We start from the raw sequence: 23,452 nt of genomic DNA on the forward strand, positions 1-23,452 counted from the left end.
TCCGGATCAGCCGCCCTTCCTCCCCCGGGGCACGGCCGTCCAGGTCAGCAGGGCCGTGTCGGGGGCGAGGTCGCGCCAGGTGGTGCCGCGCCAGGCGAGGACCGCGATCGCCGAGGTCGGGAACTTCAGCCGGACCTCGTCCAGCAGGTCGTCGAGGGCGTCCCCGGCCAGTTCGAGGACCAGTTCCTCCAGGCCCGGGTTGTGCCCGATCAGCAGCAGTGTCGCGGCCTCGGCGGGCGCCTCCCGCACGACCCTCAGCAGCTCAGGCACGTCGGCCGCGTACAGCCGGGGATCGTGCCGCACCGGCGGCGGGGTGCCCCACTGGGCGGAGGCGAGTTCCCAGGTCTCACGCGCGCGCGTGGCGGTCGAGCACAGGGCGAGATCGGGCAGGCAGTCGATCTCGGCGAGCGCGCGTCCGGCGGCCGGGGCGTCCCGGCGACCGCGCGGGGCCAGTGGCCGTTCGTGGTCGGGGACGCCCTCCGGCCAGGCGGACTTCGCGTGCCGCAGCACGGCCAGACGGCGCAGCGGTCCCGTTCCGGCGCGCGCGGTCATGCCCAGGATCCCAGGTCGCGGGTGAGCTCGAGGCCGAGCAGCCGGTCGGCGTACGCGTACGTCTCGAACCGGGCGCCCTCCGGCAGGTCCGGCCCGGCCTCCTCCACCCACCGCAGGACCTCCAGGACCCCGGGCAGGTCCAGATCGTCCTCCCAGGCGGTACGAAGCCGCTCCCGCACCTCCTCCGGCACCGGCCGCGAAGGCCGTCGCGCCCACTCGGCGACGGCACGGCGCCAGCGCAGGAGCGTGACGTGGGCCTCCTCCAGCGCCTGAACGTCCAGCCGCACGGGGGCGCTCCGGGGCCGGGAGAGCAGGGCCAGACGCAGGACGGCGGGGTCGTTGTCCGGCAGGGACCCGAGGCTGCCCGGTGCGCCGGGCAGCAGGCCGGCGGGGTCGGGCGCCGGTGGGTGCCCGGGGTGGGGCGCCTCGACGGGGGCGACGGCGATGCGTACGCCATCGGGGGCCGCGCCGCTCTCGCCCACCACGTGGAGGATCTGCGCTTCCCGCAGGCCGGCGTCCCTGGTGTCCTCGAAGGGCCGGATGCCGAGCGCCGTGGCGCCGGCCCGCAGCTCCGCCCGGTTGTGTTCGCCGGTGAGCAGCGCCCGGACCGGCGTACCGCCGAGCTCCAGGGCACGTACGAGCAGGTCGGCGACGAGCAGCACCCGGAGCGTGCCGATGTCGTGGGACGACGTGTGGGCCTCGACACGGGTCAGGCCCCGGCGGGCCGGGGCGGCGTCGACGGGTTCGCCGGTTCGGGCGTCGATGATGCGGAGCACGAAGCGAGCGTAGGCGCCCGGGCGGGCGAGCGCAGGTATGCGGCGCGCATCGTGGCGCGGGCGGCGCCCGGAATCACCGCGCGCCCTCCGCTGTTGTCCGTGACGACATCCTTCCCCGAGGCCACAGGAGGCCGACGATGTACGGCGACGAGGCGACGGTCCGCAAGATCCTCACCGAGCTCGGCGACACCTGGGCGATCGTCGGTCTGTCGTCGAACCAGCGGCGTGCGGCCCACGGCGTCGCGGACGTCCTCCAGCGCTTCGGCAAGCGCATCGTGCCCGTCCACCCCAAGGCGGAGACGGTGCACGGTGAGCCGGGCTACGCCTCCCTCGCGGACATCCCCTTCGAGGTGGACGTCGTGGACGTCTTCGTCAACAGCGACCTCGCCGGAGCCGTCGCCGACGAGGCGGTGGCGAAGGGCGCCAAGGCGGTCTGGTTCCAGCTGGGAGTGATCGACGGCGCCGCGTACGACCGCACGCGGGCGGCCGGCCTGGACATGGTCATGGACCGTTGCCCGGCGATCGAGATCCCCCGGCTGCGATAGGGCGGCGGCCGCCGCGGGTGCCCGGTCCGGACGCCCGCACCGACACCGTCGCCATAATGACCTGGTGACCTTCGACTCCGGCCCTCCCGACTCCCCCTCCTCGCATCGCAGTCCGGTGGTCGTCGTGGGCGCGGGGCCCGCGGGGCTCACGCTCGGCAACATCCTGCGGGCCGCCTCCGTGGACTGTGTGGTGCTGGAGACCGAGAGCAGGGAGTTCATCGAACGGCGGCCCCGGGCCGGGGTCGTCGAGGAATGGGCCGTGCGGGAGCTCGGGCGGCGGGGTCTCGCGGAGAACCTCCTTGAGCGGGCGCAGCCGCACAGCGCGTGCGAGTTCCGCTTCGGCGGGGAGCGCCATCGCTTCGCCTACACAGAGTTGACGGGCCGTCACCACTTCGTCTACCCGCAGCCGTTGCTGGTCACGGACCTGGTGCGCGAGTACGCGGACGTGCGGGGCGGCGACATCCGGTTCTCGGTGCGGGACGTACGGCTGCACGACCTGGACACCGACCGGCCGTCGGTGTCGTACACCTGCCCGGAGTCCGGTCAACGGCAGGTGGTCCACTGCGACTTCGTCGCGGGATGCGACGGGGCGCGCGGGGTGTCGCGGGCCGCACTGCCGCCGGGGCGGGTCCGTGTCGCCCGGCACGACTACGGCATCGGCTGGCTCGCGCTGCTCGCGGAGGCGCCGCCCTCCTCCGACTGCGTGCTGTTCGGGGCGCATCCGCGCGGATTCGCCGGGCACATGGCCCGCAGCCCCGAGGTGACCCGCTACTACCTCCAGTGCCCGCCTGGCGACGACCCGGAGAACTGGCCGCACGACCGCGTCTGGACCGAGTTGCGGGAGCGGCTGGGAGCGGCCGGCGCCGCGCCGCTCACGGAGGGACGGCTGATCGAGAAGCGTGTGCTCGACATGCACGACTACGTCGTCGAGCCGATGGCGTTCGGGCGGCTGTTCCTCGCCGGTGACGCGGCGCACCTGGTCGCACCGATCGCCGCGAAGGGCATGAATCTCGCCCTGCACGACGCGTTCCTGCTCGGGGACTCCCTGGTCACCCGGCTCACCTCGGGTGACGGCAGCGGGCTCGACGGCTACTCGGAGGCGTCCCTGCGGCGTGTGTGGGACTACCAGGAGTTCTCGCAGTGGCTCTCCGAGCTGTACCACGGGAGCTCCGCGGGCGATCCGTTCCGCGCCGGGACCACCCTCGCCCGGCTGCGTCGCCTGTTCACCTCGCCCGCCGCCGCGGCCGCCTTCGCGGAGCAGTACCTGGGCACGGCCGAGCGGTACTGACACTCGCACCCGTCAGTCGTGCAGCGGCTGGTCGCCGAGCCGGTGGTCCGCCACGTTCAGCGCCTCGTCGACCAGTCGGCGCAGATGGCCGTCGCGCAGGGAGTAGATCACCCGGCGACCCTCCTTGCGCGTGTTCACCAGGCCCGCGAGCCGCAGCCGCGCCAGATGCTGGCTGACGGCCGGCCGAGCCGCGCCGCACGCCTCCGTGAGGGTGGTGACGTCGGCCTCCCCGGCCGTGAGGGCGTGCAGCAGGGCGAGGCGGGTGCGGTCGCCGAGCAGGGCGAGGAGTTCGGCGGCGAGCGCGAACTGTTCCTCGCCGGGGCTGCGCGGGTGCGCATGATGTGCAGCTGATAGGTGCATGCGTGCGCTCATACGCACATAATGGCGTCGTGGGCGTCAGCGCGTCCACCTCCGCGCACCGGAAGGGGATCCACGTGAGCGACCGGCACGAGCACACGCACGGGCACGAGCACACGCAGGGACATGGCCACGAGCACGGACACCCCCCGCACGACCACGCCCCCTCCCCCCTCCGGCACCGTGACCGCGTCACCCGCCGCCTCGCCCATCTCCTCACCCCCCACTCCCACGAGACCGCCGACAAACTCGATCCCGCCCTGGAGTCCTCGGCCCGCGGTATGCGCGCGCTCTGGGTCTCGCTGACGGTGCTCGGCGTGACCGCGCTGGCGCAGGCGGTCGTGGTGGCCGTGTCCGGGTCGGTGGCGCTGCTCGGGGACACGGTGCACAACGCGGCGGACGCGCTGACCGCCGTACCGCTCGGGATCGCGTTCGTGCTCGGCAGGCGGGCGGCGACGCGTCGCTTCACCTACGGATACGGGCGCGCGGAGGATCTGGCCGGTCTGGTGATCGTCCTGACGATCGCCGCGTCGGCGGCCTTCGCCGGGTGGGCCGCGCTCGACCGGCTCCTCGATCCGCGTCCCGTGGCACATGTCCCGGCGGTCGCGGTGGCCGCCCTGGTCGGCTTCGCGGGCAACGAGTGGGTGGCCCGCTACCGCATCCGCGTCGGCCGCGCCATCGGCTCGGCCGCGCTGGTCGCGGACGGACTCCACGCCCGTACGGACGGCTTCACCTCACTCGCCGTGCTCCTGGGCGCGGGGGGCTCGGCCCTCGGCTGGCAACTCGCCGACCCGATCGTGGGGTTGGCGATCACGGCCGCGATCGTGCTGGTGCTGCGGGACGCGGCGCGCGAGGTGTTCCGGCGGGTGCTGGACGCCGTCGACCCGGCCCTGGTGGACCGGGCCGAGCGGGCGCTTCGGGAGGTCCCGGGCGTGCGGGAGGTGGGCGAGCTGCGGCTGCGCTGGATCGGGCACCGGCTGCGCGCCGAGGTGGCGGTCGTGGTGGACGGCGAGGTGACGGTACGGCAGGCCCACGCGATCGCCGTGGACGCCGAACACGCCCTGCTGCACGCGGTGCCCCGGCTCACCGCCGCCCTGGTGCATGCCGACCCTGCACCGGTCCCGGGCGAGGCGGACCCGCACCTGGCCCTCGCCCACCACACGGCGGCCTGAACCGGGCCTGCTCGCCCGCGCGGACGCCCGAGGTCAGGCCACACCCAGCCCTTCCAGGACCACCGCCCCGGGCAGCTCCGCGAACGCCTTCCCCGGTACCAGGAGCTTGCCGCGCCGACGCCCGCTGCCGACCAGGACGTACGGCAGGTCGACGACGGTCGAGTCCACCAGCACCGGCCAGTCGGCGGGCAGCCCCAGCGGGGTGATGCCGCCGTACTCCATGCCGGCCTCCCCCGTCGCCGTGTCCATCGGGGCGAACGAGGCCTTGCGGGCGCCGAGTCGGCGGCGCACCACACCGTTCACATCGACACGGGTGGTGGACGGGACGAGACACGCGGCGAGCGTGGTCTCACCGCCCCGCCTGCCCGCCACGACCACGCAGTTGGCCGACCTCTCCAGCAGGTCGCGCCCGTAGTGCTCCACGAAGACCGCGGTGTCGGCCCACCGCGGGTCGGTGTCGACGTAGAGGATCTCCTCGGCGAGAACGCTGCCGCGCCAGTGGCGTACGGCGTCGGCGACCGGGGCGGTCAGCTCGTCGAGGCAGTCCGGGGCGGGCGTGGCCTGGTCGAAGTCTCCGATGGGTGCGCGCATGGCCGCACGCTAACAGCCGCTCACTGCACGGGCGGGACCGAGACGGCCATGACCAAAAGCATCGGGACGGTGCCCTGATTGCCGTACGTGTGCGGAGTATTGGCCTCGAAGGTGGCGCTCGCGCCCGTCGGGACGAGGTACTCCACGCCGTCGACGGTCAGCGTCAGCTCACCCGCCGTGACGTGGACCAGTTCGACCGTGCCCGTGGGGTGCGGTTCCGACGGGCTGTTCTCGCCCGGCATCAGACACCAGTCCCACATCTCCAGCGGACCGGGTGCCTCGGCGCCCGCGAGCAACCGGTTGTAGCTGCCCGCCTCGGTGTGCCACAGCCTCACGGCCCGCTCGGCGGGGACGATCCGGACCTTGGGGCCCCGTTCGTAGTCGAGCAGGGTGGTGATGCTGACGCCCAGCGCGTCGCCGATCTTGACGATGGTCCCGATGCTCGGGTTGGTGCGGGCCTGCTCGATCTGGATCACCATGCCCCGGCTGACTCCGGCCCGGGCGGCGAGCACATCCAGGGTGAAGCCGCGCACGGCACGCCAGTGCTTGACGTTGCGCGACAGGGACTGGGTCAGCAGGTCTAGGTCCGACACGTTGGGTCCACCACTCGTTCCGTCCAATATATTTGATGACGAAGTTCATTATGATGCACTACGGTGGGGTGCACCCGATCGTCCACCGAACTGTACTGCGAGGCTGCCCGTGACCGCGTTCTTCGCCCTGGCCACCAGCCTCCTGTGGGGCCTGGCCGACTTCGGCGGCGGGCTGCTGGCCAGACGAACGCCCGCCCTGACGGTGGTCGTCGTCTCGCAGGGCATCGCGGCGGCCGTCCTCGGCGCGATCGTGGTGGCGACGGGCGGCTGGAGCGAGGCCGGGCCGCTCCTGTGGTTCGCGTTCGCGGCGGGTCTGGTGGGGCCGATCGCTCTCTTCTCCTTCTACAAGGCGCTGGCGCTCGGCCCGATGGGCGTCGTCTCCCCGCTCGCGACCCTGAGTGTGGCCGTCCCGGTCTCCATCGGGCTGCTGCTCGGTGAGCGGCCGGGACTGCTCCAGGTCGCGGGCATCGCGGTCGCCGTCACGGGGGTCGTCCTGGCCGGCGGGCCGCAGCTCAAAGGCGCACCCGTGCAGCGGCGGGCGATCCTCCTCACGCTGGTCTCGGCTCTCGGCTTCGGCACGGTGATCGTGCTGATCGCCGAGGCGTCGACCACCGTCACCGGCCTCTTCCTCGCCCTCTTCGTGCAGCGCGTGACGAACGTGGCCGCGGGCGGCGCCGCCCTCTACGTCTCCGTGCAGCGCGGCGCGCCCGCCCTCCCGGTGGGCGGCTTCCGCTGGGGCTCACTGCCGGCGCTCGCCTTCGTCGGCCTCGCCGATGTCGCCGCCAACGGCACGTACGCGATCGCCGCCCAGCACGGCCCGGTCACCGTGGCCGCCGTGCTCGCCTCCCTCTACCCCGTGGTGACCGCCCTGGCCGCACGCGGCTTCCTCAGCGAACGGCTGCGGGCCGTCCAGGCCGCGGGCGCGGGCCTGGCCCTGATGGGCACACTCCTCCTGGCAACTGGCTGAGCCGACAGGCCCGGAGCCCTGAGTCGGCTACCGACGACCGGCCCAGGGGGTGTCAGGCTTCGAGGCCCTGGCCGCGCAGTCCTGCCTCGGCCCGGGCGTCGAGGGCGGCCAGTTTCGCGGCTGTCTCCTCGTCCAGTTCGGACAGGGCCACCAACTGCTCGGAGGTGATCCCGTCGGGGATCGGCACCGGTGCCGGGGTCCGCAGCGGCGGCTGCCAGCCCTCGGCGGGCGTCCAGCGTCGTACGACCCGGGCGGGCGCCCCGGCCACCACGGCGTGGTCGGGCACCGTGCCCCGGACCACCGCCCCGGCCGCCACCACCACGTTCCGCCCGATGCGCGCGCCGGGCAGGATCACCGCCCCGGTGCCGATCCAGCACCCGGAGCCGATCTCCACGGGCTCCATCCGGGGCCACTGCTTGCCGATGGGCTCGTGCGGGTCGTCGTAGGAGTGGTTGGTCGAGGTGACGTAGACGTACGGGCCGAAGTAGCAGTCGCTGCCGATGGTGACCGTCGTGTCCGCGATGACGTGACTCCCGCGGCCCAGGACGACACCGTCACCGATGCTCAGGATCGGGTCCGGGCCGAGGTCGAGGTCGGGCATCAGACCGGCGGTGAGGGTGACCTGTTCCCCGACGATGCAGTGGGCGCCGAGGTGGATCCAGGGTTCACCGAAGACCGTGCCGAGCGGGAAGGCGAGCCGCGTACCCGTGCCGAGGGAGCCGAACCGGAGGCGTCCGGGGCGCTCGGCGGTCACCGAGCCCGTGCGCTGCACCCAGGCCCAGCCCGCGTGGACGGCGCGCTGCGCTAGGCGGCGCCGCCATGATGAGAACGTGTTCTTGTCCTTGGGCACCCGCTCACCGTACTCAGGGCGTCCCCCGCCCACGGGACCGGAGCCCTGTGATCTTCACCCCACTGGTGGCGTACGGTGCCGTGTATCACCGACCAGGAGGCGAGATGACGCAGAAGGCGCTGATCATGGGCATCGGCGGCAAGGACCCGAAGGTGGATCCGGAGGCGTTCGTGGCACCCACGTCCACGCTGATCGGGGATGTGACGCTGCACGCCGGCGCCAGTGTCTGGTACGGGGCGGTGCTGCGCGGCGACGTCGAGCGGATCTCCGTCGGCGCGAGCAGCAACGCCCAGGACAACTGCACACTGCACGCGGACCCCGGCTTCCCGGTGACCGTCGGCGAGCGGGTGTCCATCGGGCACAACGCGGTGGTGCATGGAGCGACCGTCGAGGACGACTGCCTGATCGGCATGGGAGCGACGGTGCTGAACGGCGCGGTGATCGGGGCGGGGTCCCTCGTCGCCGCGCAGGCGTTGGTGCCGCAGGGGATGCGGGTACCGCCGGGGTCGCTGGTCGCGGGGGTGCCGGCGAAGGTGCGGCGAGAGTTGACGGAGGAGGAGCGGCAGGGGGTCACGCTGAACGGGACGTCGTATGCGGAGTTGGCTCGGGCGCACCGGGAAGTGCACGGGGGGTAATGGTCGTACGCGGTCTGCGGGTTGTGTGTGGCTGGTCGCGCCCACGCGGCGGAGCCGCACATGTCACAGCCCCGCGCCCCTGAAGGGGCGCGTTCAGTCACCGGCAGGGACCGGTTCCGGCTCCTGCTGCGTGGCCTGGGCCTTCTTCGCCTTGCGCTTCAGGACCAGCATCGACGTCAGACCGATCGCCACCGCCAGTACCAGCCCCACCCACGAGAAGCGCTTCAGCCAGGACTCGGCGACGACGCCGACGTAGTAGATGACGGCGGTCGTGCCGCCCGCCCAGAGGATGCCGCCGAGGACGTTGGCGATGAGGAACTTCCAGTACGGCATGCGCAGGACGCCCGCCAGGGGGCCGGCGAAGATGCGGAGCAGGGCGACGAAGCGGCCGAAGAAGACGGCCCACATGCCCCACTTCTCGAAGGACCGCTCGGCGGTGGCGATGTGCCCCTCGCTGAAGTGCTTGGGGAACTTCTTGCCGAGCCAGGCCAGTAGGGGGCGCCCGCCCTTGCGGCCGATGGCGTAGCCGATGGAGTCGCCGACGATGGCGCCGAAGCTGGCGCACGCGCCCAGGACCACGGGGTTGATGCCCGCGTGCTGGGAGGACAGGAGCGCAGCCGAGACCAGGATGATCTCGCCCGGCAGCGGGATGCCCAGGCTCTCCAGACCGATGACCAGCCCCACCACGGCGTAGACGGCGGCCGCGGGCACCGTGTCGAGCCACTCCTGGACGTGCACCGCCGGTTCCTCCCGATTTAGCGTCCCTGCATTCCCGGCGCGCGCCCGAGTGGGCGCACGCCGGGAAGCCTACCCGGTCACCGGGACGCTCCGGGGCCCCATGGATCGCCCGGACGTCGGCCGCCACCTCACCGGTCGTCCGAGCGTCCCGGGACCGAACGGAGCAGCGTGGTCACGTGGCCGGGTACATCGACGGCGGCGGGGAGTTGGCCCACGGCGCCCACGGCAGCCCGAGGCGTGACCGGAAGAGTGACCGGCGGCGCGGCCGGAGGTTCGGCCGGACCGGGTGTGTCGCAGCAGGCCACTTGGGCGACGCGCGGCTCGTAGCCCGGCTGCGGCGGAGCCGGTCGCGCGGGTGCGGGGGGCTCGTCGGCGGGCGGTGCGACGGAGCGCGGCGGCTCCGCGGAGGGGGTCGCCTGCGGTCGGTCCCGCGGCTCGTCCTGCTGCCGTGGTCTCGGGCCCGCGTCCTGCCCTCCGTCCGCGCCCGCGCCCGTGCCCGGCTCCAGCTGCCACCGCTGCTCCGGGGACCCGTCGCGTGCCGTGACGACGACCCCCGTGGGCGACCCGGCACGTCGGGGAGCGACGAGCAGTCCCTTGGCGCTGCGGAGCAGGAGTTCACCGCGGACGGTGAGGTCGTAGGAGACGTCCCCGGAGTGGACCAGGCAGCCCGCGAGGGTCACCGTCCTGTGGTCGGTGTCGGAGTCGAGGCAGAGGGTGGGGTCGGCGGCGCTGCGGAGCAGTCCGTCGTCCTGGTACGACCACTGCTGTGATCCGGCGGAGGAGCACTCGACCAGCACGGTGCCCACGCCGGCCTCGGCCCGGCCGCCGCGCGCGTCGAGGCACAGGCCGTCGGTGAGGCTGCGCAGCCGCCCGCGTGCGACCTCCCCGGACTGCCCGGCGGAGGCGGCCGTCGGGGACCCGGTCGGGGGCGGCTCGCCGGTGGTGCTCGCGCGGCCGGAGCTGCCGACCGGCGCGCCCCAGGTCATGCCGGGCCCGGGGGTTCCGCTGTCTTCGGACCAGCCCTTGGCGACGAGCACGGTCGCGAGGAGGGCGAGGGTGCTCAGACCGACCCCCACGGCGACGGCCTTCGGGTGTCGGCGTGGTGTGTCGAGGACGCGGGCGTGAGCGCTGCGGTGGCGACCGCCGCCGGGGCGCGTGGTCGCGCCGCCCACGGGTCCGTCCTGCTCGGTGGCGCGTCCGGGGCGCGAGTCGAGATAGCGGCGGGCACCCCAGCCGAGCACCGTCTCGGCGAGCAGCACCTCCAGGCCGCCGTCGAAACGGGAGAGCTGTTCGGCGGCCCGGCGGCAGTACCGGCACTCCGTCAGATGCTTGCGCACATCCGGCAGCAGATCCCCGCCGCGGCGCATGGGAACGTCGAGGAGACGGTTGTAGAAGCGGCATTCCGGGGTCGGCGCGAGTTCCCGGTGGGCGCGTACGCAGCCCGAACGGAATTGTTCCCGTGCCTGTTCCCGGGCGGCCGAGGCGGTGACGATGTCGACGCCCAGCAGACCGGCCGGTACGGATATGGGTTCGGCCTCGACCTCCGTGTGCCACAACAGGCATTGCGAGGCTCCGGGAAGGGACCGGAAAGCCCTCTCGGCGATCTGCAGCTTTTCGAGCGTCGCGCGCCCGGACGCCCGCAGTCCGCGGCCGCCCACGGTTTTGCGCAGTTCCGGCAGGACCGTCGAAATCGCTTCGTCCCCGGCCCACTCCCGGACCGTCTCCCGTACGGCGACGAGGAGTTGGGGACGCAGGGCACCGCCGGCCTTTCCGCCCGTCGCCCGGCCGAGGACGCGGTTGAACGCGGCGGTGGCCACCATCCGGGCGGAGTCCTCGGCCGAGGCGAGGCAGACGACGGCGTAGTCGAGCGTCGCCCGCCAGTGCCGCGCCAGCAGCAGCGCGACCGCGCAGGCGCCCGGGCCGCTTCCCGCACCACTCGCGCCCAGTTGGGCGAGGAGGTTGCGGTCGGAGTCGCCGGGGGTCCAGCCGGGGCGGGGCGGGTACGGCGGTCGTGGGGGGTTGGGGGACTGCACTGAACCATTTCCTTCCCAGCTGAAGGACGGAGCACGGAAGGCACGTCCTCGGAAAGCAGGGGCCCACTTGGTGTGTACCTATTGGCCTGACCTGGACCTTCCCGAAGGGAGGCTCACCTTCGCACATGCGCCTCACAAGAAACAAGGAGTTCGAGTGACCCACGTTCAAAACGCGGGAAATTCAGATATGTTACCGGCGGTATCCGTGCCCTCATTCGAAATGTGCCGCCGGTGTCGCGCCCAACTCGTGTGCGCCAAAAGCCGGATGGCACACGAAATCTCCAACTTGCGCCCGCCGCACAGCGGACTCCCATGCAACTCTCGGCGCACTCTCATCCCCGTGGGTCAGCATGCTCCGCATGATCACCCCCCACTCCTCATCCACGCCGCCGTCGGCCTCTTCGGCCTCTTCGGCCTCTTCGCTCTCTTCGGTCCGCAAGGCCGTCGTCCCGGCCGCCGGGCTCGGTACACGCTTCCTGCCCGCCACGAAGGCGACGCCGAAGGAGATGCTGCCGGTCGTCGACAAGCCGGCCATCCAGTACGTCGTCGAGGAGGCCGCCGCGGCCGGCCTGGACGACATCCTGATGGTCACCGGCCGGCACAAGCGGGCCATCGAGGACCACTTCGACCACGCCTTCGAGCTGGAGCAGGCGCTCGCGGCCAAGGGCGACACCGTACGGCTGGACGCGGTGCGCGACCCGGCCCGGCTCGCCGACATCCACCACATCCGGCAGGGCGACCCGTTGGGCCTCGGCCACGCGGTGCTGTGCGCTCGCCAGCATGTGGGCGACCAGCCGTTCGCAGTCCTTCTCGGCGACGACCTCATCGACCCGCGCGAGACGCTGCTGAGCCGGATGCTGGAGGTCCGCGAGCGGTACGCCGGCAGCGTCGTCGCCCTGATGGAGGTCCCGCCGGAGCAGATCCACCTCTACGGGTGCGCCGCCGTGGAGCCGACCGCGGAGGAGGGCGTCGTCCGGGTCACCGGGCTCGTGGAGAAGCCCTCCCGAGAGAACGCGCCGAGCGCCTACGCGGTCATCGGCCGCTACGTCCTCGACCCGGCCGTCTTCGGCGTCCTCGACCGCACCCCGCCGGGCCGCGGCGGCGAGATCCAACTCACCGACGCCCTCCAGGAACTCGCCGCGGGCGACACCGTCCACGGCGTCGTCTTCACCGGCCTGCGCTACGACACCGGCGACAAGGCCGACTACCTCCGCACCGTGGTTCGCCTCGCCTGCGAACGCCCGGATCTGGGACCCGAGTTCATCGCCTGGCTCAAGGAGTTCGTGGCGGGCCTGGAGGGCGGCGGCCACGAAGACCGCGAGCGGCTTGCGGCCTGATGTGCGGTGAGGCCGTGATGTGCAGTGAGGCCCTGACGTGCAGTGAGGCAGACAGAGCCCCTCAGCCGTTGGGACGCAGCGTCCACACCACCGTCATCTCGCCGGTCACGGCCCCGTCACCGCGTCGGATCTCGATCGTGACCGGGAACTCGGGGCGTTCGCCCGCGTCGAGCTGGGCGACGACCTCGGTGGCGGGGCGGCCGAGGGTGGCGGTGGCCGTGACGGCGCCCATCGCGAGCTTCTTGTAGGTGATCTCCGCGCCGACCGCGAGCGGCACCGCGCGGGCGAGCTGGTCGCCGAACGCGGCGAGCACGATCGCCCCGCTCGCGGACTCGCCGAGCGTGAACATCGCACCGGCGTGCGGCCCGCCCACGTGGTTGTGGTACTCGCTCTGGTCCGGCAGGGCGACCACGGCCCGCTCGGGCGAGGTCTCCAGGAACTCGAGGTTCAGGGTCCGGGCCATGGGCACCGTGGCGGCGAGCATCTCGCCGATGGACATCTGGTCTGCGCTCATGGCGGCGATGTTACCCACGGGTAGCGTTGACTGGCCAGGGCGGTGTGATGATCCGCCGTATGATTTCCGCCCATGTGGCCAGGACAGCAACCACCGGCCGGCGACCCGAATCAGCCGGCCCAGCAGCCGAATCCGTACCAGCAGCCCGGTTCCCAGCAGCCTGGCCCGGACGCCCAACAGCCCGCCTACGGCTACGGCTACCCGCAGCAGCCCGGCCCGGAGGCCCAGCAGCCCGGCTACGGTTACGGCTACCCGCAGCCCGGGTCGGACGCCCAGCAGCCCGGCTACCAGCAGCCCCCGTACGTCCAGCGGCCGCCCGCCCCGTGGGAGTCCCCGGACTACGACTACGAGTCCTCCGACGGCGGGAGCCGCCGTACGAAGGTGATCGCGATCACAGCGGCCGTGGTCGTCGTCGCGGCCGCGGCCGTGACCGGGGTCATGTTCCTGGGCGGGGGGGACGACAAGAAGGCCTCGCCGGGCCCGACCACGTCGAAGGCCTCACCGTCCGCCTCCGCGTCCACGTCCCGCGACCCCCTGAAGCCCACGGTCGCCGGCTGGAAGGTCGTGGTGAACCCGGGCCTCGGTGTCGCCTTCGACGTGCCGGCCGACTGGGTGCCGCAGGCCAAGGATTACGTCACGTACGTCTCGGAGGACGACGACCCGAAGGAGAAGCCGCTGGTCGGCATGCGGGCCCCGGCCGTCCTGAAGTCCAAGTGGTGCATGCAGGACGCGAACAAGGACGGCAAGGTCGAGTACACGGCGCTGGCCAATGCGGGCACCCGCGGCAACAACGGCGCGAAGAGCACGGAGCAGATCGCCAGGCAGGACTCGGCGAACTGGGCCTACGGCGCCTACGCCCAGCCGGAGCACAAGAACGTCAAGACGGACTCGGTGACCTCCTTCACCACCGCCTCCGGCCTCAAGGGCACCGTCGCCACCTCGCACGCGATCCTCGTGAAGGTGCGGGACAAGTGCGACACCGCGGGCAAGGCGACGACGTTCGCCTTCAAGAACAAGTACGGCAGCTTCTCGTCCTGGTCGTTCTACGGCGCCGAGGGAGTGGAGGAGGAGGTTCCGGACGCCACGGTGAAGAAAATCCTCAGCACGGTGCGGGAGTTCCCCAAGACCCGCTCGTAGTTCGGGACATCCTTCGATACGTCCCTGACAAGGGCCGGTGACCGATCCGTGTCCCGGACGGCACTATGGTTTCTCCGCATGTGGCCAGGACAGCAGCCGCCCGGGGGCGAGCAGAACCCGCAAGGGCAGAACAACCCGTACCAGCAGCCGGGATACCAGCAGCCGAATCCGTACCAGCAGCCCGGCTTCCAGCAGCCCAACCCCTATGCGCAGCAGCAACCGCAGCAACCGCAGTGGGGCGCGCCGACGCATGGGGGCGGGCCCCAGCCGCCGCAGGGCGGCGGTGGCGGCAACCGGACGAAGCTCGTCGCGATCGTGGCGGCCGCGGCCGTCGTCGTGGCCGCCGGTGTCACCGGCTTCCTGGTCCTGGGCGGTGACGAGGACACCCCCGCCAAGGCCGACGAGAGCGCGAGCCCGTCCGTAGCCGCGTCACCGAGTGACACGGCCACGGGTTCGGGAACGGACGACAACCCGCGGGGCGGCGAGGCCGAGAAGGCGACCATCGCGGGCTGGAAGGTCGTCGTGAACCCCAAGCGGGGCGTCGCCTTCGACGTGCCCGCCGACTGGGAGGTCCAGAAGGTCGGCCTCAGCCAGGGCTTCGACCTGGAGGGCGTGAAGGACGACGCGATCATCATGTCGGCCACCGCCGAACTCAAGTCCAAGTGGTGCACGTCCGACGACGACAAGGACGGCAGGACCGACAACACCCCGCTGGCCATGGTGGGCAGCAAGGGCGCCTCCGGCGCCAAGAACACCGACGAGATCGCGATCAACACCGCGCCCGTGTGGGTCTACGGCGGCTACACCCAGCCGGACAAGAAGAGCATCACCTTCCCCGAGAAGGCCACGCCCTACACGACCACCTCGGGCATCAAGGGCAGCTACGCCTGGGGCCAGTCGAACAACACGCCCCAGAACGGCAAGTGCGACAGTGACGGCAAGGCCATCACGTTCGGCTTCAAGAACTCCGCCGGTGACTTCGTCTCGTGGAACCTGTACGGCGCCAAGGGAGTGAAGGACGAGCTCTCCAACGAGACGATCATGAAGATCCTCAGCACGGTCCGGCTGTCCGGAGAGCCGACGGAGTGATCCGCGCGAACCGGGTGAACCGCTGAGCGCGCAAACCGTTTGGCACTTCCCTGCCCGGGCAGGGATAGTCGGCCGGTGACCTCAGCCGCCGACTCCCCCCGCCGCCCGCGCAGACCCGCCTGGGCGGGGCGCAACTACAGTCTGCTGACCGCCGCGGCGGTCGTCACCAACCTCGGCAGCCACGGCTCGCTGATCGCCGCCGCGTTCGCCGTGCTGGACGCCGGCGGCGACGGCGGCGACGTGGGCCTGGTGGCCGCCGCCCGCACCCTGCCGCTGGTGCTGTTCCTGCTGATCGGCGGCGCGGTCGCGGACCGCCTGCCCCGCCACCGCGTGATGGTCGCGGCCAACGCCCTCAACTGCCTCTCGCAGGCGGCCTTCGCGACGCTCGTCCTGGCGGGCGAGCCGCAGCTGTGGCAGATGATGCTGCTGACCGCGCTCGGCGGCACCGGCCAGGCGTTCTTCAGCCCGGCCGCCGAGGGCATGCTGATGTCCACGGTCGACGGGGAGCAGGCGGGCCGCGCGTTCGCCGTGTTCCGGATGGCGATGCAGGGAGCTGCCCTCGGCGGCGCGGCCCTGGGCGGTGTGATGGTCGCCGCGTTCGGCCCCGGCTGGGTTCTCGCGGCGGACGCGGCAGCGTTCGCCGTCGCCGGCGCGCTGCGCTCGTTCCTCGACGTGAGCCACATCCCGCCCCGAGAGCCGGGGGGCGGGCTGCTCTCCGACCTCCGGGAGGGCTGGCGGGAGTTCGCGGGCCGGCCGTGGCTGTGGGGCATCGTCGTGCAGTTCTCGGTCGCCAACGCGGTCGTCGGCGCCGCCGAAGCGGTCTACGGCCCCCTCATCGCCCGCGACCACCTGGGCGGGGCGGGCCCCTGGGGCCTGGCCCTGGGGTGCTTCGGAGCGGGCACGGTCGCGGGCGCACTGCTGATGACCCGTTGGAAGCCGCGCCGCCTGCTGCTCGCAGGTACCCTCTGCGTCTTCCCGCTGGCCCTGCCGTCCGCCGCGCTCGCCGTGCCGGTGCCCGTCGGCGTCCTGTGCGCGGTGATGTTCCTCACCGGCGTGACGCTGGAGGTGTTCGGGGTGTCCTGGATGACCGCCCTCCACCAGGAGATCCCGGAGGACAAGCTCTCCCGGGTCTCCGCCTACGACTGGTTCGGCTCCGTCGCCCTGGTGCCGCTGGCGACCGCGATGGCGGGCCCGGCGGAGCTGGCGTTCGGGCGGACGGCGGCCCTGTGGGGCTGCGCGGCCCTGGTCGTGGTGGTCACGGCGGCGGCCCTGTGCGTGCCGGACGTACGGAACCTGACCCTGCGCACCAAGCACGTGGCCCGGGCCGCGTCCGGCACCGAGAACGGGTCAGCCGATGCCGAACGCCCCGTCGGGGGGCTCGGGTGACGGTACGGCGTCCTCGTCCCGCACCGGCCGTGCCCCGCCGATGAACTCCCGCAGCCCGGGCCCGTACTCGACCCGGGCCGGGAAGGCGTCGGAGGCGGTGCGCCGGACCAGGGCGGCCGTGTCGACGGGATGGTGCGACGCGACGAGCACCGCGTTGCCGAAGCGGCGCCCGCGCAGCACACCGGGTTCGGCGATGAGCGCGAGCTCGGCGAACACCGTGCCGAGCGTGGCCAGTTGGGACCGCAGAAACGCGAAGGGCGCCGCGTCGGGGAGGTTCGCCAGGTAGACGCCGGCGTCGCGCAGTACCCGTACGGCCTCCCGGGCGTAGGCGACCGACGTCAGATGCGCCGGAACCCGTGACCCGCCGAAGACGTCGGCGACGAGGACGTCGGCGGAGTCGTCCGGCGCTGCTTCGAGCCAGGCCCTGGCGTCCGCCGCGTGCACCGTCACATCCGCGCCCCCCGGAAGTGGCAGATGCTCGGCGACCAGCTCCAGCAGCCCCCGGTCGGCCTCCACGACGTCCTGCCGCGACCCGGGCCGGGTCACGGCGACATACCGGGGCAGGGTGAGCCCACCGCCGCCCAAGTGCAGCACGTCCAGCGGCGCCCCCGGCTCCGCCACGACATCCAGCGCGTGCCCGAGCCGACGCGCGTACTCGAACTCCAGATGCGCCGGCTCGTCGAGGTCGACATACGACTGCGGCGCCCCGTCGACGGTCAACAGCCAAGCCCGCTCCCGATCGACGTCGGGCATGAGCTTGGCGGTGCCGAAATCGACGGCACGGGAGACGGGAATGGGCTCGTCGTTCACTTCTTCATTGTGCCTGTGCTGCAGCGCCCTGAAGGGGCGCGAGGAACTGCGCGACCAGCCACAACGGCCCCGCAGTCCCCCACGCGCACCAGCCATCCTCACAGAACGGACGTCACGGTCCCCGCGCCCACCGTGCGACCGCCTTCACGGATCGCAAAGCCCAGGCCCGGCTCCAACGGAACGTCCCGCCCCAGCTCCACGGCCATGACAACCCGTTCCCCGGGCCGCGCGACCGCCACCTCCCCCAGATCCACGGAACCGACCACATCCGCGGTCCGGATGTAGAACTGCGGCCGGTACCCGGTGAAGACAGGCGTCGTACGACCCCCCTCACGCGCCGACAGCACATACACCTGCGCCGAGAACCGACGACTCGGACTGACGCTCCCCGGCGCCGTGACCACATGCCCCCGCCGCACCGCGTCCCGCGCCACTCCCCGCAGCAGCAACGCCACGTTGTCCCCGGCCTGCGCCTCCTCCATCGGCTTGCCGAAGGTCTCGAGCCCGGTCACGACACTCTCCACGCCCGCGCCGAGCACCTCGACCCGGTCACCCACCCGTACCGTCCCCCGCTCGACCGCACCGGTCACCACGGTCCCCCGCCCGGTGATGGTCAGCACGTTCTCCACCGGCAACAGGAAGGGCGCGTCGAGATACCGCTCGGGCATCGGCACATAGGTGTCCACCGCGTCGAGCAGCGCGTCGATCGACGCCGTCCACCGCGGGTCCCCCTCCAGGGCCTTCAGCCCCGAGACCCGTACGACGGGCGCGGAGTCGCCGCCGTAGCCGTGCGCGGTGAGCAGGTCACGGACCTCCAGCTCGACGAGGTCGGTGAGCTCCTCGTCGCCCGCGTCTGCCTTGTTGATGGCGACGACGATGTGGTCGACGCCCACCTGCCGGGCGAGCAGGACGTGTTCGGCGGTCTGCGGCATGATCCCGTCGAGCGCGGAGACGACGAGGATCGCCCCGTCGAGCTGTGCGGCACCGGTGACCATGTTCTTGACGTAGTCGGCGTGGCCCGGCATGTCTACGTGCGCGTAGTGCCGGGTGTCGGTCTCGTACTCGACATGCGCGATGTTGATGGTGATGCCGCGCGCCGCTTCCTCGGGCGCGCGGTCGATGCGCTCGAACGGCACGAAGGCGGAGGAGCCCCGCTCGGCGAGGACCTTGGTGATGGCGGCGGTCAGGGTGGTCTTGCCGTGGTCGACATGGCCCATCGTGCCGATGTTCAGGTGCGGTTTGGTGCGTACGTACGCCGTTTTCGACATGGCGGTACCTCGAAGCCTCTCAGTGGTGCTGAGTGATGGCCCCGGCGCGTTGGGACGCGGCCGGAACGGGGACCCCCAAGGACTTGCCGACCCTCCCCCTGCGGGGTCCGCCGGACGATCCGGGGAGGGTCAGCTTCGGGCGCCGTCGACAGCGGCCACGAGAAAGGGAACGGCAGCCTTCGGAGCATCCGCGACCGCGGATGCTGCGAGGAGGAAGGCGTACCGGAACATGACGCCGATCATCGCCGACGGCGCACGCCGCGTCGAATGGTTTTCGGGGGCGCGGGACGGGCGTTCAGTGACGGGGGTGAGACGTTCCATACGGCGATCACACACATATGTCGGTTAGGGTCGCCGGATGTTCGATGCCACCACCCGCTCTGGCGGCACCGCTACGGCCACCCCCCGGGCCGTCGCCGATCCCGTGCCCGTCGCCGCACCACCGGCACCCGTCGGCCTCGCCGCGCGCGGCACGAGAGTCCTGATGTCGCCGTGGGCCCGCTTCTCGCTGCTCGTCGCGCTGCTGGCCGGGGCCGCCTCGACCGTGCTGCTCTTCGAACCGCAGAGAGTGCTGTCGGACGGCTGGCCACCGCAGTGGGGCGGCACCGCGGCGGCCCTGGTGTTCGCGGCGGCGTACGGGTTGTGCACCGTGGCGTTCGTGCCGCGGCCGCTGCTGAACCTCGCCGGGGGCGCGCTGTTCGGCTCGCAGTTCGGGCTGGGCGCCGCGCTCACGGGCACGGTGCTCGGGGCGGGGCTGGCCTTCGGTCTGGGCCGGATCCTCGGGCAGGACGCGCTGCGGCCGCTGCTGCGGGGCCGGTGGCTGAAGGCCGCGGACGGGCAGCTCAGCAGGCACGGCTTCCGGTCGATGCTGGTTGCGCGGCTCTTCCCCGGGGTGCCGTTCTGGGCCGCGAACTACTGCGCCGCGGTCTCCCGGATGAGCTGGCCGGCGTTCCTGCTCGCGACGGCGCTCGGGTCGATCCCGAACACCGCCGCATACGTCGTCGCCGGCGCCCGTGCGGCCACGCCGACGTCGCCGGCCTTCCTGATCGCGATGGCCTGCATCGCCGCACCGGCGCTGGTGGGCGCGGTGGTGGCGTGGCGCAAGCGTCATCAGCTGCGCCTGCGCTGACCGCCCGTCACACGGCTTACACGACTTACGTGGCTTACACGACTTACGTGGCTTATACGGCTTCCAGGATCATCGCGTTGGCGAGTCCTCCCGCTTCGCACATCGTCTGCAGGGCGTAGCGGGCGCCGCGTTCCCGCATGGCGTGGACGAGCGTCGTCGTCAGGCGGGTGCCGCTCGCGCCGAGCGGGTGGCCGAGGGCGATCGCGCCGCCGTTCACGTTGACCTTGGCGAGGTCGGCGCCCGTCTCCTGCTGCCAGGCCAGGACCACGCTGGAGAACGCCTCGTTGACCTCGAACAGGTCGATGTCGTCGAGGGTCAGGCGCGCCCGGCGCAGCACCTGCTCGGTCGCGGGGATCACGCCGGTGAGCATGAGGAGGGGGTCGGAACCGGTGACGGCGAAGCTGTGCAGGCGGGCCAGCGGGCGCAGCCCGAGGCGGGCCGCGGTGTCGCTGGAGGTGATGAGGACCGCGGAGGCGCCGTCGTTGATCGGGCTGGCGTTACCCGCGGTGACGTTCCACTCGATCTGCGGGAAGCGTTCGGCGAAACCGGGGTCGTGGTAGGCGGGCTTGAGGCCGGCGAGGGTCTCGGGGGTGCTGCCCGGGCGTACGCACTCGTCGCGGGTGACGCCCTCCAGGGGCGCGACCTCGGCGTCGAAGAGGCCCGCGGCCCAGGCGGCGGCCGCCTTGTGGTGCGAGGAGACGGCGAAGGTGTCCATCCGCTCGCGGGTGAGGGACCACTTGGCGGAGATGAGCTCGGCGCTGATGCCCTGCGGGACGAGGCCCTCCCGGTAGCGCTCGGCGACTCCGGGGCCGAAGGGGTCCTTGCCGGGCGGCACGTTCGACCACATCGGCACGCGGCTCATGGACTCGACCCCGCAGGCGACGACGATGTCGTACGCGCCGGAGATGACTCCCTGGGCGGCGAAGTGCACGGCCTGCTGGGAGGACCCGCACTGGCGGTCCACCGTGGTGGCGGGGACCGTCTCGGGGAAGCCCGCCGACAGGACGGCGTAGCGGGTGGTGTTCATGGCCTGTTCGCCGACCTGGTCGACGGTGCCGCCTATGACGTCGTCGATGAGCGCCGGGTCGACGCCGGAGCGTTCGACAAGGGTGCGCAGGGTGTGGGCGAGGAGTTCGACGGGGTGGACGTGCGCGAGGGAGCCGTTCGGCTTGCCCTTGCCGATGGGAGTGCGTACGGCTTCGACGATGACTGCGTCACGCATGTGCGGGCCTCCGCGACTACTGGTGAGTAGGAAATCCAAACTCACCATAGCCCTGCGGGTTGGGAAATCAAACCCATAAGTTGGAGAACCAAACCCTCCCCTAGACTGGGCCGCATGGCCGCCCCCAAGGACCCGCGCCCCTGTTCCATCGCCGACGCCCTGGCGCTCGTCGGCGAGAAGTACTCCCTGCTCGTCCTGCGCGAGGTGTGCCTGGGCAACGGCCGTTTCGACCAGCTGGTGCGCAACATCGGTGCCCCGCGCGACATCCTGGCCACCCGGCTGCGCCGCCTCGTCGACGCCGGGATCCTGACGAAGCGGGCCTACAGCGAGCGCCCGCAGCGCTTCGAGTACCGGCCCACACAGGCGGGCCTCGAACTGGAGCCGGTCCTGATGACCCTCATGGCGTGGGGCGACCGCCACCTCCAAAAGGACGACGACCGCCCCATGGTGATCGAGCACACCTGCGGCAACGAACTGGTCCCGGTCGTGACCTGCGAGTCCTGCGGCAGCCCCGTCCACCACGACGACCTGACCGCCCACCCCCAGGCCGCGGGCTGGACGGTGGCGGGACCGTCGATGACATAGGTCCGAGGCCGGCGAGAGCCCGTCGTGGCCCGGCCGTCCGGGGAACCCCTGTTCCCCGCCTGTCACATCGGACCGCTACGCTGCCCTTCGACACCCCGCGATCACCGCACGCGGCGGCCCGGTGTGTCCATCTCCTTTTCCACGATCGGCACTTGGACTCAGTAACTTCATGTCTTGGTTTGAATCCCTCATCCTCGGACTCGTCCAGGGGTTGACCGAGTTCCTGCCGGTCTCCTCCAGCGCGCACCTGCGGCTGACCGCCGCCTTCTCGGGCTGGAAGGACCCGGGTGCCGCCTTCACGGCGATCACCCAGATCGGCACGGAGGCCGCGGTGCTGATCTACTTCCGCAAGGACATCGGCCGGATCATCTCGGCGTGGACCCGCTCGCTGTTCGACAAGACGATGCGCAGCGACCACGACGCCCAGATGGGCTGGCTGGTGATCGTCGGCTCGATTCCGATCGGCGTGCTCGGTGTGACGCTGAAGGACCAGATCGAGGGCCCGTTCCGCGATCTGCGGATCACCGCGACGATGCTGATCGTCGTCGGCGTCATCATCGGCATCGCCGACCGGCTGGCCGCGCGCGACGAGGCGGGCGGCAAGCACCGCGCACCCAAGCAGCGCAAATCCCTGGAGGACCTGAGCGTCAAGGACGGCCTGATCTTCGGCCTCTGCCAGGCCTGCGCACTCATCCCGGGCGTCTCCCGCTCCGGCGCCACGATCAGCGGCGGCCTCTTCATGGGCTACCGTCGCGAATCCGCGGCCCGCTACTCCTTCCTGCTCGCCATCCCCGCGGTGCTGGCCTCCGGGGCCTTCGAGCTCAAGGACGCGATGGAGGGCAACCACGTGTCGTGGGGGCCGACGATCTTCGCGACGGTGATCGCCTTCGTGACCGGATATGCCGTCATCGCCTGGTTCATGAAGTTCATCTCGAACAAGAGCTTCATGCCGTTCGTCTGGTACCGCATCGCGCTCGGCATCCTGATCATCGTCCTGGTGGCGACGGGCGCACTGAGCCCGCACGCGGCGGAGTCGGCGGGCTGAGCGCCCGTGACCAAGCCCATACGGATTGCGTAGCGGCCCGGTAGCGCACGGTCAGTGCTTGCCCCTACGCTTGTCCGCATGGCCCCCCAATCCCTTGCCCTTGGTTCCGTGCGGTCTGCCGAAGAAGTGAACGAGCAGATCCGCGCGCTCTGGCAGCGCGCGGGCGGATCCCTCTCGGCCCAGGAGCGCGCGGAGTACGAGCTGTTGGTGGTGGAGTGGGCGGCGGCGATCCGCGGCGAGATCATCACGGCGGCCTGAGCTTCGTGGAACACCTGGACAGCGTCCCGCCGCGCCGCGGCCTGATCATCTTCCTCAACGGCACATCCAGTTCGGGCAAGTCGAGCATCGCCGCCGAGCTGCTGCGGGAACTCGACGAGCCGTACTTCCACATGGCCGTCGACGCGTTCCACGCGATGCGTTCGAGCCGTCCCGTCGCGCCCGACCGGCTCGGCGCCGTCCTGCACCGGACCTGGCAGGGCTTCCACCGCGCGGTCGCCGGGATGGCCGCCGCCGGCAACAACGTCGTCGTGGACCATGTGCTGAGCGCCGAGTGGCGGCTGCGGGACTGTCTGTCGTTGTTCGTGCCGCAGGACGTGGTTCTCGTCGGCGTGCGCTGCCCGTTGGAGGAGCTGGAGCGGCGGGAGCAGGCCCGCGGCGACCGGCCGAGCGGGCTCGCGGCGCGGCAACTGGAGCAGGTCCACTCCCATGGCGTCTACGACGTCGAGTGCGACACGAGCCGCCTGGACCCGCTCGCCTGCGCCCGCCGCATCAGGGACTTCCTGCCCGACCGCCCCACCCCGACGGCGTTCGAGAAGCTGCGCGCGGCGGCCTGA

At 72.0% G+C, this 23,452-nt stretch carries 27 protein-coding genes; 14 read left to right on the forward strand and 13 right to left on the reverse strand.

Annotated elements, in window-relative coordinates; genetic code table 11:
* Positions 1-6: 6 nt before the first annotated feature.
* Both ACFYWX_RS36125 and ACFYWX_RS36130 read right to left on the reverse strand, forming a co-directional pair.
* Positions 7-552, reverse strand: coding sequence for a SixA phosphatase family protein (locus tag ACFYWX_RS36125; RefSeq protein ID WP_389429076.1), 546 nt, complete (start codon positions 550-552; stop codon positions 7-9).
* On the reverse strand, positions 549-1,328 hold the full coding sequence (locus ACFYWX_RS36130) for a hypothetical protein (RefSeq protein ID WP_389429077.1): 780 nt from the start codon (positions 1,326-1,328) through the stop codon (positions 549-551). Before ACFYWX_RS36130 ends, ACFYWX_RS36125 begins: the two co-directional genes overlap by 4 nt.
* A 137-nt stretch (positions 1,329-1,465) precedes the next feature.
* On the opposite strand from ACFYWX_RS36130, the gene ACFYWX_RS36135 reads away from it, so the two are divergent.
* Both ACFYWX_RS36135 and ACFYWX_RS36140 read left to right on the forward strand, forming a co-directional pair.
* The gene (locus ACFYWX_RS36135) at positions 1,466-1,873 is read left to right on the forward strand and encodes a CoA-binding protein (protein ID WP_389429078.1); all 408 of its coding nucleotides are present in this window, start codon (positions 1,466-1,468) and stop codon (positions 1,871-1,873) included.
* 64 nt (positions 1,874-1,937) lie between these two features.
* On the forward strand, positions 1,938-3,161 hold the full coding sequence (locus tag ACFYWX_RS36140) for a 4-hydroxybenzoate 3-monooxygenase (RefSeq protein ID WP_389429079.1): 1,224 nt from the start codon (positions 1,938-1,940) through the stop codon (positions 3,159-3,161).
* A gap of 12 nt (positions 3,162-3,173) precedes the next feature.
* Here ACFYWX_RS36140 and ACFYWX_RS36145 read toward each other — a convergent pair whose 3' ends face one another.
* Entirely contained in the window at positions 3,174-3,533 is a 360-nt protein-coding gene (locus ACFYWX_RS36145; RefSeq protein ID WP_389429080.1) for an ArsR/SmtB family transcription factor, read from the reverse strand.
* A 62-nt stretch (positions 3,534-3,595) separates the two neighbouring features.
* Here ACFYWX_RS36145 and ACFYWX_RS36150 point away from each other — a divergent pair, with 62 nt between their 5' ends.
* Positions 3,596-4,690, forward strand: coding sequence for a cation diffusion facilitator family transporter (locus tag ACFYWX_RS36150; protein ID WP_389429081.1), 1,095 nt, complete (start codon positions 3,596-3,598; stop codon positions 4,688-4,690).
* Between the two features lie 33 nt (positions 4,691-4,723).
* Here the strand turns inward: ACFYWX_RS36150 and ACFYWX_RS36155 are convergent, their stop codons facing one another.
* Together ACFYWX_RS36155 and ACFYWX_RS36160 are read right to left on the reverse strand one after the other, a co-directional pair.
* Entirely contained in the window at positions 4,724-5,281 is a 558-nt protein-coding gene (locus tag ACFYWX_RS36155) for a YbaK/EbsC family protein (protein ID WP_389429082.1), read from the reverse strand.
* A gap of 20 nt (positions 5,282-5,301) precedes the next feature.
* A complete protein-coding gene (locus ACFYWX_RS36160) occupies positions 5,302-5,874 on the reverse strand; it encodes a helix-turn-helix domain-containing protein (RefSeq protein WP_389429083.1) in 573 nt (190 codons plus the stop codon).
* Positions 5,875-5,983: 109 nt separating this feature from the next.
* Here ACFYWX_RS36160 and ACFYWX_RS36165 point away from each other — a divergent pair, with 109 nt between their 5' ends.
* Positions 5,984-6,841, forward strand: a complete 858-nt coding sequence (locus tag ACFYWX_RS36165) for a DMT family transporter (protein WP_389429084.1) — start codon at positions 5,984-5,986, stop codon at positions 6,839-6,841.
* A gap of 52 nt (positions 6,842-6,893) precedes the next feature.
* On the opposite strand, the gene ACFYWX_RS36170 is transcribed toward ACFYWX_RS36165, so the two are convergent.
* Positions 6,894-7,691, reverse strand: coding sequence for an acyltransferase (locus ACFYWX_RS36170; RefSeq protein ID WP_389429085.1), 798 nt, complete (start codon positions 7,689-7,691; stop codon positions 6,894-6,896).
* 104 nt (positions 7,692-7,795) lie between these two features.
* Here ACFYWX_RS36170 and ACFYWX_RS36175 point away from each other — a divergent pair, with 104 nt between their 5' ends.
* A complete protein-coding gene (locus ACFYWX_RS36175; protein WP_389429086.1) occupies positions 7,796-8,326 on the forward strand; it encodes a gamma carbonic anhydrase family protein in 531 nt (176 codons plus the stop codon).
* A gap of 93 nt (positions 8,327-8,419) precedes the next feature.
* Here the strand turns inward: ACFYWX_RS36175 and ACFYWX_RS36180 are convergent, their stop codons facing one another.
* The gene (locus tag ACFYWX_RS36180) at positions 8,420-9,064 is read right to left on the reverse strand and encodes a DedA family protein (RefSeq protein ID WP_389429087.1); all 645 of its coding nucleotides are present in this window, start codon (positions 9,062-9,064) and stop codon (positions 8,420-8,422) included.
* Positions 9,065-9,192: 128 nt separating this feature from the next.
* Complete coding sequence (locus tag ACFYWX_RS36185; protein ID WP_389429088.1) at positions 9,193-11,097, reverse strand: RICIN domain-containing protein; 1,905 nt, start codon at positions 11,095-11,097, stop codon at positions 9,193-9,195.
* Between the two features lie 359 nt (positions 11,098-11,456).
* Here ACFYWX_RS36185 and galU point away from each other — a divergent pair, with 359 nt between their 5' ends.
* The gene (galU, locus tag ACFYWX_RS36190; RefSeq protein ID WP_389429089.1) at positions 11,457-12,434 is read left to right on the forward strand and encodes a UTP--glucose-1-phosphate uridylyltransferase GalU; all 978 of its coding nucleotides are present in this window, start codon (positions 11,457-11,459) and stop codon (positions 12,432-12,434) included.
* Between the two features lie 61 nt (positions 12,435-12,495).
* Here the strand turns inward: galU and ACFYWX_RS36195 are convergent, their stop codons facing one another.
* Positions 12,496-12,933: a DUF4442 domain-containing protein gene (locus ACFYWX_RS36195; protein ID WP_389429186.1), complete on the reverse strand. Its 438-nt coding sequence runs from the start codon at positions 12,931-12,933 to the stop codon at positions 12,496-12,498.
* A gap of 87 nt (positions 12,934-13,020) precedes the next feature.
* Between ACFYWX_RS36195 and ACFYWX_RS36200 the strand changes: the two genes are divergently transcribed.
* From ACFYWX_RS36200 to ACFYWX_RS36210, 3 genes are all read left to right on the forward strand, one after another.
* On the forward strand, positions 13,021-14,085 hold the full coding sequence (locus tag ACFYWX_RS36200; protein WP_389429090.1) for a hypothetical protein: 1,065 nt from the start codon (positions 13,021-13,023) through the stop codon (positions 14,083-14,085).
* 78 nt (positions 14,086-14,163) lie between these two features.
* Entirely contained in the window at positions 14,164-15,174 is a 1,011-nt protein-coding gene (locus ACFYWX_RS36205; RefSeq protein ID WP_389429091.1) for a hypothetical protein, read from the forward strand.
* 75 nt (positions 15,175-15,249) lie between these two features.
* Positions 15,250-16,560 (forward strand): MFS transporter, encoded by a 1,311-nt coding sequence (locus tag ACFYWX_RS36210; protein WP_389429092.1) that lies wholly within the window; start codon positions 15,250-15,252, stop codon positions 16,558-16,560.
* On the opposite strand, the gene ACFYWX_RS36215 is transcribed toward ACFYWX_RS36210, so the two are convergent.
* The 3 genes from ACFYWX_RS36215 to ACFYWX_RS36225 all read right to left on the reverse strand — a co-directional run bounded on the left by ACFYWX_RS36215 (position 16,522) and on the right by ACFYWX_RS36225 (position 18,959).
* Positions 16,522-17,313 carry a spermidine synthase gene (locus ACFYWX_RS36215; protein WP_389429187.1) on the reverse strand — a complete coding sequence of 264 codons (792 nt, stop codon included), beginning with the start codon at positions 17,311-17,313 and terminating at the stop codon, positions 16,522-16,524. The two genes, ACFYWX_RS36210 and ACFYWX_RS36215, sit on opposite strands and share 39 nt — an antisense overlap.
* A gap of 155 nt (positions 17,314-17,468) precedes the next feature.
* Entirely contained in the window at positions 17,469-18,638 is a 1,170-nt protein-coding gene (tuf, locus tag ACFYWX_RS36220; protein ID WP_389429093.1) for an elongation factor Tu, read from the reverse strand.
* A 129-nt stretch (positions 18,639-18,767) separates the two neighbouring features.
* Positions 18,768-18,959, reverse strand: a complete 192-nt coding sequence (locus tag ACFYWX_RS36225; RefSeq protein ID WP_389429192.1) for a hypothetical protein — start codon at positions 18,957-18,959, stop codon at positions 18,768-18,770.
* A gap of 37 nt (positions 18,960-18,996) precedes the next feature.
* On the opposite strand from ACFYWX_RS36225, the gene ACFYWX_RS36230 reads away from it, so the two are divergent.
* A complete protein-coding gene (locus tag ACFYWX_RS36230; protein WP_389429094.1) occupies positions 18,997-19,767 on the forward strand; it encodes a TVP38/TMEM64 family protein in 771 nt (256 codons plus the stop codon).
* Positions 19,768-19,819: 52 nt separating this feature from the next.
* Here the strand turns inward: ACFYWX_RS36230 and ACFYWX_RS36235 are convergent, their stop codons facing one another.
* Positions 19,820-20,989: a thiolase family protein gene (locus ACFYWX_RS36235; RefSeq protein ID WP_389429095.1), complete on the reverse strand. Its 1,170-nt coding sequence runs from the start codon at positions 20,987-20,989 to the stop codon at positions 19,820-19,822.
* Between the two features lie 114 nt (positions 20,990-21,103).
* On the opposite strand from ACFYWX_RS36235, the gene ACFYWX_RS36240 reads away from it, so the two are divergent.
* The 4 genes from ACFYWX_RS36240 to ACFYWX_RS36255 all read left to right on the forward strand — a co-directional run bounded on the left by ACFYWX_RS36240 (position 21,104) and on the right by ACFYWX_RS36255 (position 23,452).
* A complete protein-coding gene (locus tag ACFYWX_RS36240; protein ID WP_389429096.1) occupies positions 21,104-21,574 on the forward strand; it encodes a winged helix-turn-helix transcriptional regulator in 471 nt (156 codons plus the stop codon).
* Between the two features lie 169 nt (positions 21,575-21,743).
* Positions 21,744-22,619: an undecaprenyl-diphosphate phosphatase gene (locus ACFYWX_RS36245; protein WP_389429097.1), complete on the forward strand. Its 876-nt coding sequence runs from the start codon at positions 21,744-21,746 to the stop codon at positions 22,617-22,619.
* Positions 22,620-22,697: 78 nt separating this feature from the next.
* On the forward strand, positions 22,698-22,877 hold the full coding sequence (locus ACFYWX_RS36250; RefSeq protein ID WP_389429098.1) for a hypothetical protein: 180 nt from the start codon (positions 22,698-22,700) through the stop codon (positions 22,875-22,877).
* A 5-nt stretch (positions 22,878-22,882) separates the two neighbouring features.
* Positions 22,883-23,452, forward strand: coding sequence for a chloramphenicol phosphotransferase CPT family protein (locus tag ACFYWX_RS36255; RefSeq protein ID WP_389429099.1), 570 nt, complete (start codon positions 22,883-22,885; stop codon positions 23,450-23,452).

The organism is Streptomyces sp. NPDC002888, assembly GCF_042888465.1.
Lineage (GTDB): Bacteria > Actinomycetota > Actinomycetes > Streptomycetales > Streptomycetaceae > Streptomyces.

What these genes read in the sequence shown, in the direction of transcription:
- ACFYWX_RS36155 (WP_389429082.1), bottom strand. Translation starts at nt 5,281, where the DNA reads ATGCGCGCACCCATCGGAGACTTCGACCAGGCCACGCCCGCCCCGGAC.
- galU (WP_389429089.1), top strand. Translation starts at nt 11,457, where the DNA reads ATGATCACCCCCCACTCCTCATCCACGCCGCCGTCGGCCTCTTCGGCC.
- ACFYWX_RS36200 (WP_389429090.1), top strand. Translation starts at nt 13,021, where the DNA reads ATGTGGCCAGGACAGCAACCACCGGCCGGCGACCCGAATCAGCCGGCC.
- ACFYWX_RS36230 (WP_389429094.1), top strand. Translation starts at nt 18,997, where the DNA reads ATGTTCGATGCCACCACCCGCTCTGGCGGCACCGCTACGGCCACCCCC.
- ACFYWX_RS36245 (WP_389429097.1), top strand. Translation starts at nt 21,744, where the DNA reads ATGTCTTGGTTTGAATCCCTCATCCTCGGACTCGTCCAGGGGTTGACC.
- ACFYWX_RS36250 (WP_389429098.1), top strand. Translation starts at nt 22,698, where the DNA reads ATGGCCCCCCAATCCCTTGCCCTTGGTTCCGTGCGGTCTGCCGAAGAA.
- ACFYWX_RS36195 (WP_389429186.1), bottom strand. Translation starts at nt 12,933, where the DNA reads ATGTCCATCGGCGAGATGCTCGCCGCCACGGTGCCCATGGCCCGGACC.
- ACFYWX_RS36235 (WP_389429095.1), bottom strand. Translation starts at nt 20,989, where the DNA reads ATGCGTGACGCAGTCATCGTCGAAGCCGTACGCACTCCCATCGGCAAG.
- ACFYWX_RS36240 (WP_389429096.1), top strand. Translation starts at nt 21,104, where the DNA reads ATGGCCGCCCCCAAGGACCCGCGCCCCTGTTCCATCGCCGACGCCCTG.
- tuf (WP_389429093.1), bottom strand. Translation starts at nt 18,638, where the DNA reads ATGTCGAAAACGGCGTACGTACGCACCAAACCGCACCTGAACATCGGC.
- ACFYWX_RS36215 (WP_389429187.1), bottom strand. Translation starts at nt 17,313, where the DNA reads ATGCCCGACGTCGATCGGGAGCGGGCTTGGCTGTTGACCGTCGACGGG.
- ACFYWX_RS36125 (WP_389429076.1), bottom strand. Translation starts at nt 552, where the DNA reads ATGACCGCGCGCGCCGGAACGGGACCGCTGCGCCGTCTGGCCGTGCTG.
- ACFYWX_RS36145 (WP_389429080.1), bottom strand. Translation starts at nt 3,533, where the DNA reads ATGAGCGCACGCATGCACCTATCAGCTGCACATCATGCGCACCCGCGC.
- ACFYWX_RS36205 (WP_389429091.1), top strand. Translation starts at nt 14,164, where the DNA reads ATGTGGCCAGGACAGCAGCCGCCCGGGGGCGAGCAGAACCCGCAAGGG.
- ACFYWX_RS36175 (WP_389429086.1), top strand. Translation starts at nt 7,796, where the DNA reads ATGACGCAGAAGGCGCTGATCATGGGCATCGGCGGCAAGGACCCGAAG.
- ACFYWX_RS36225 (WP_389429192.1), bottom strand. Translation starts at nt 18,959, where the DNA reads ATGGAACGTCTCACCCCCGTCACTGAACGCCCGTCCCGCGCCCCCGAA.
- ACFYWX_RS36135 (WP_389429078.1), top strand. Translation starts at nt 1,466, where the DNA reads ATGTACGGCGACGAGGCGACGGTCCGCAAGATCCTCACCGAGCTCGGC.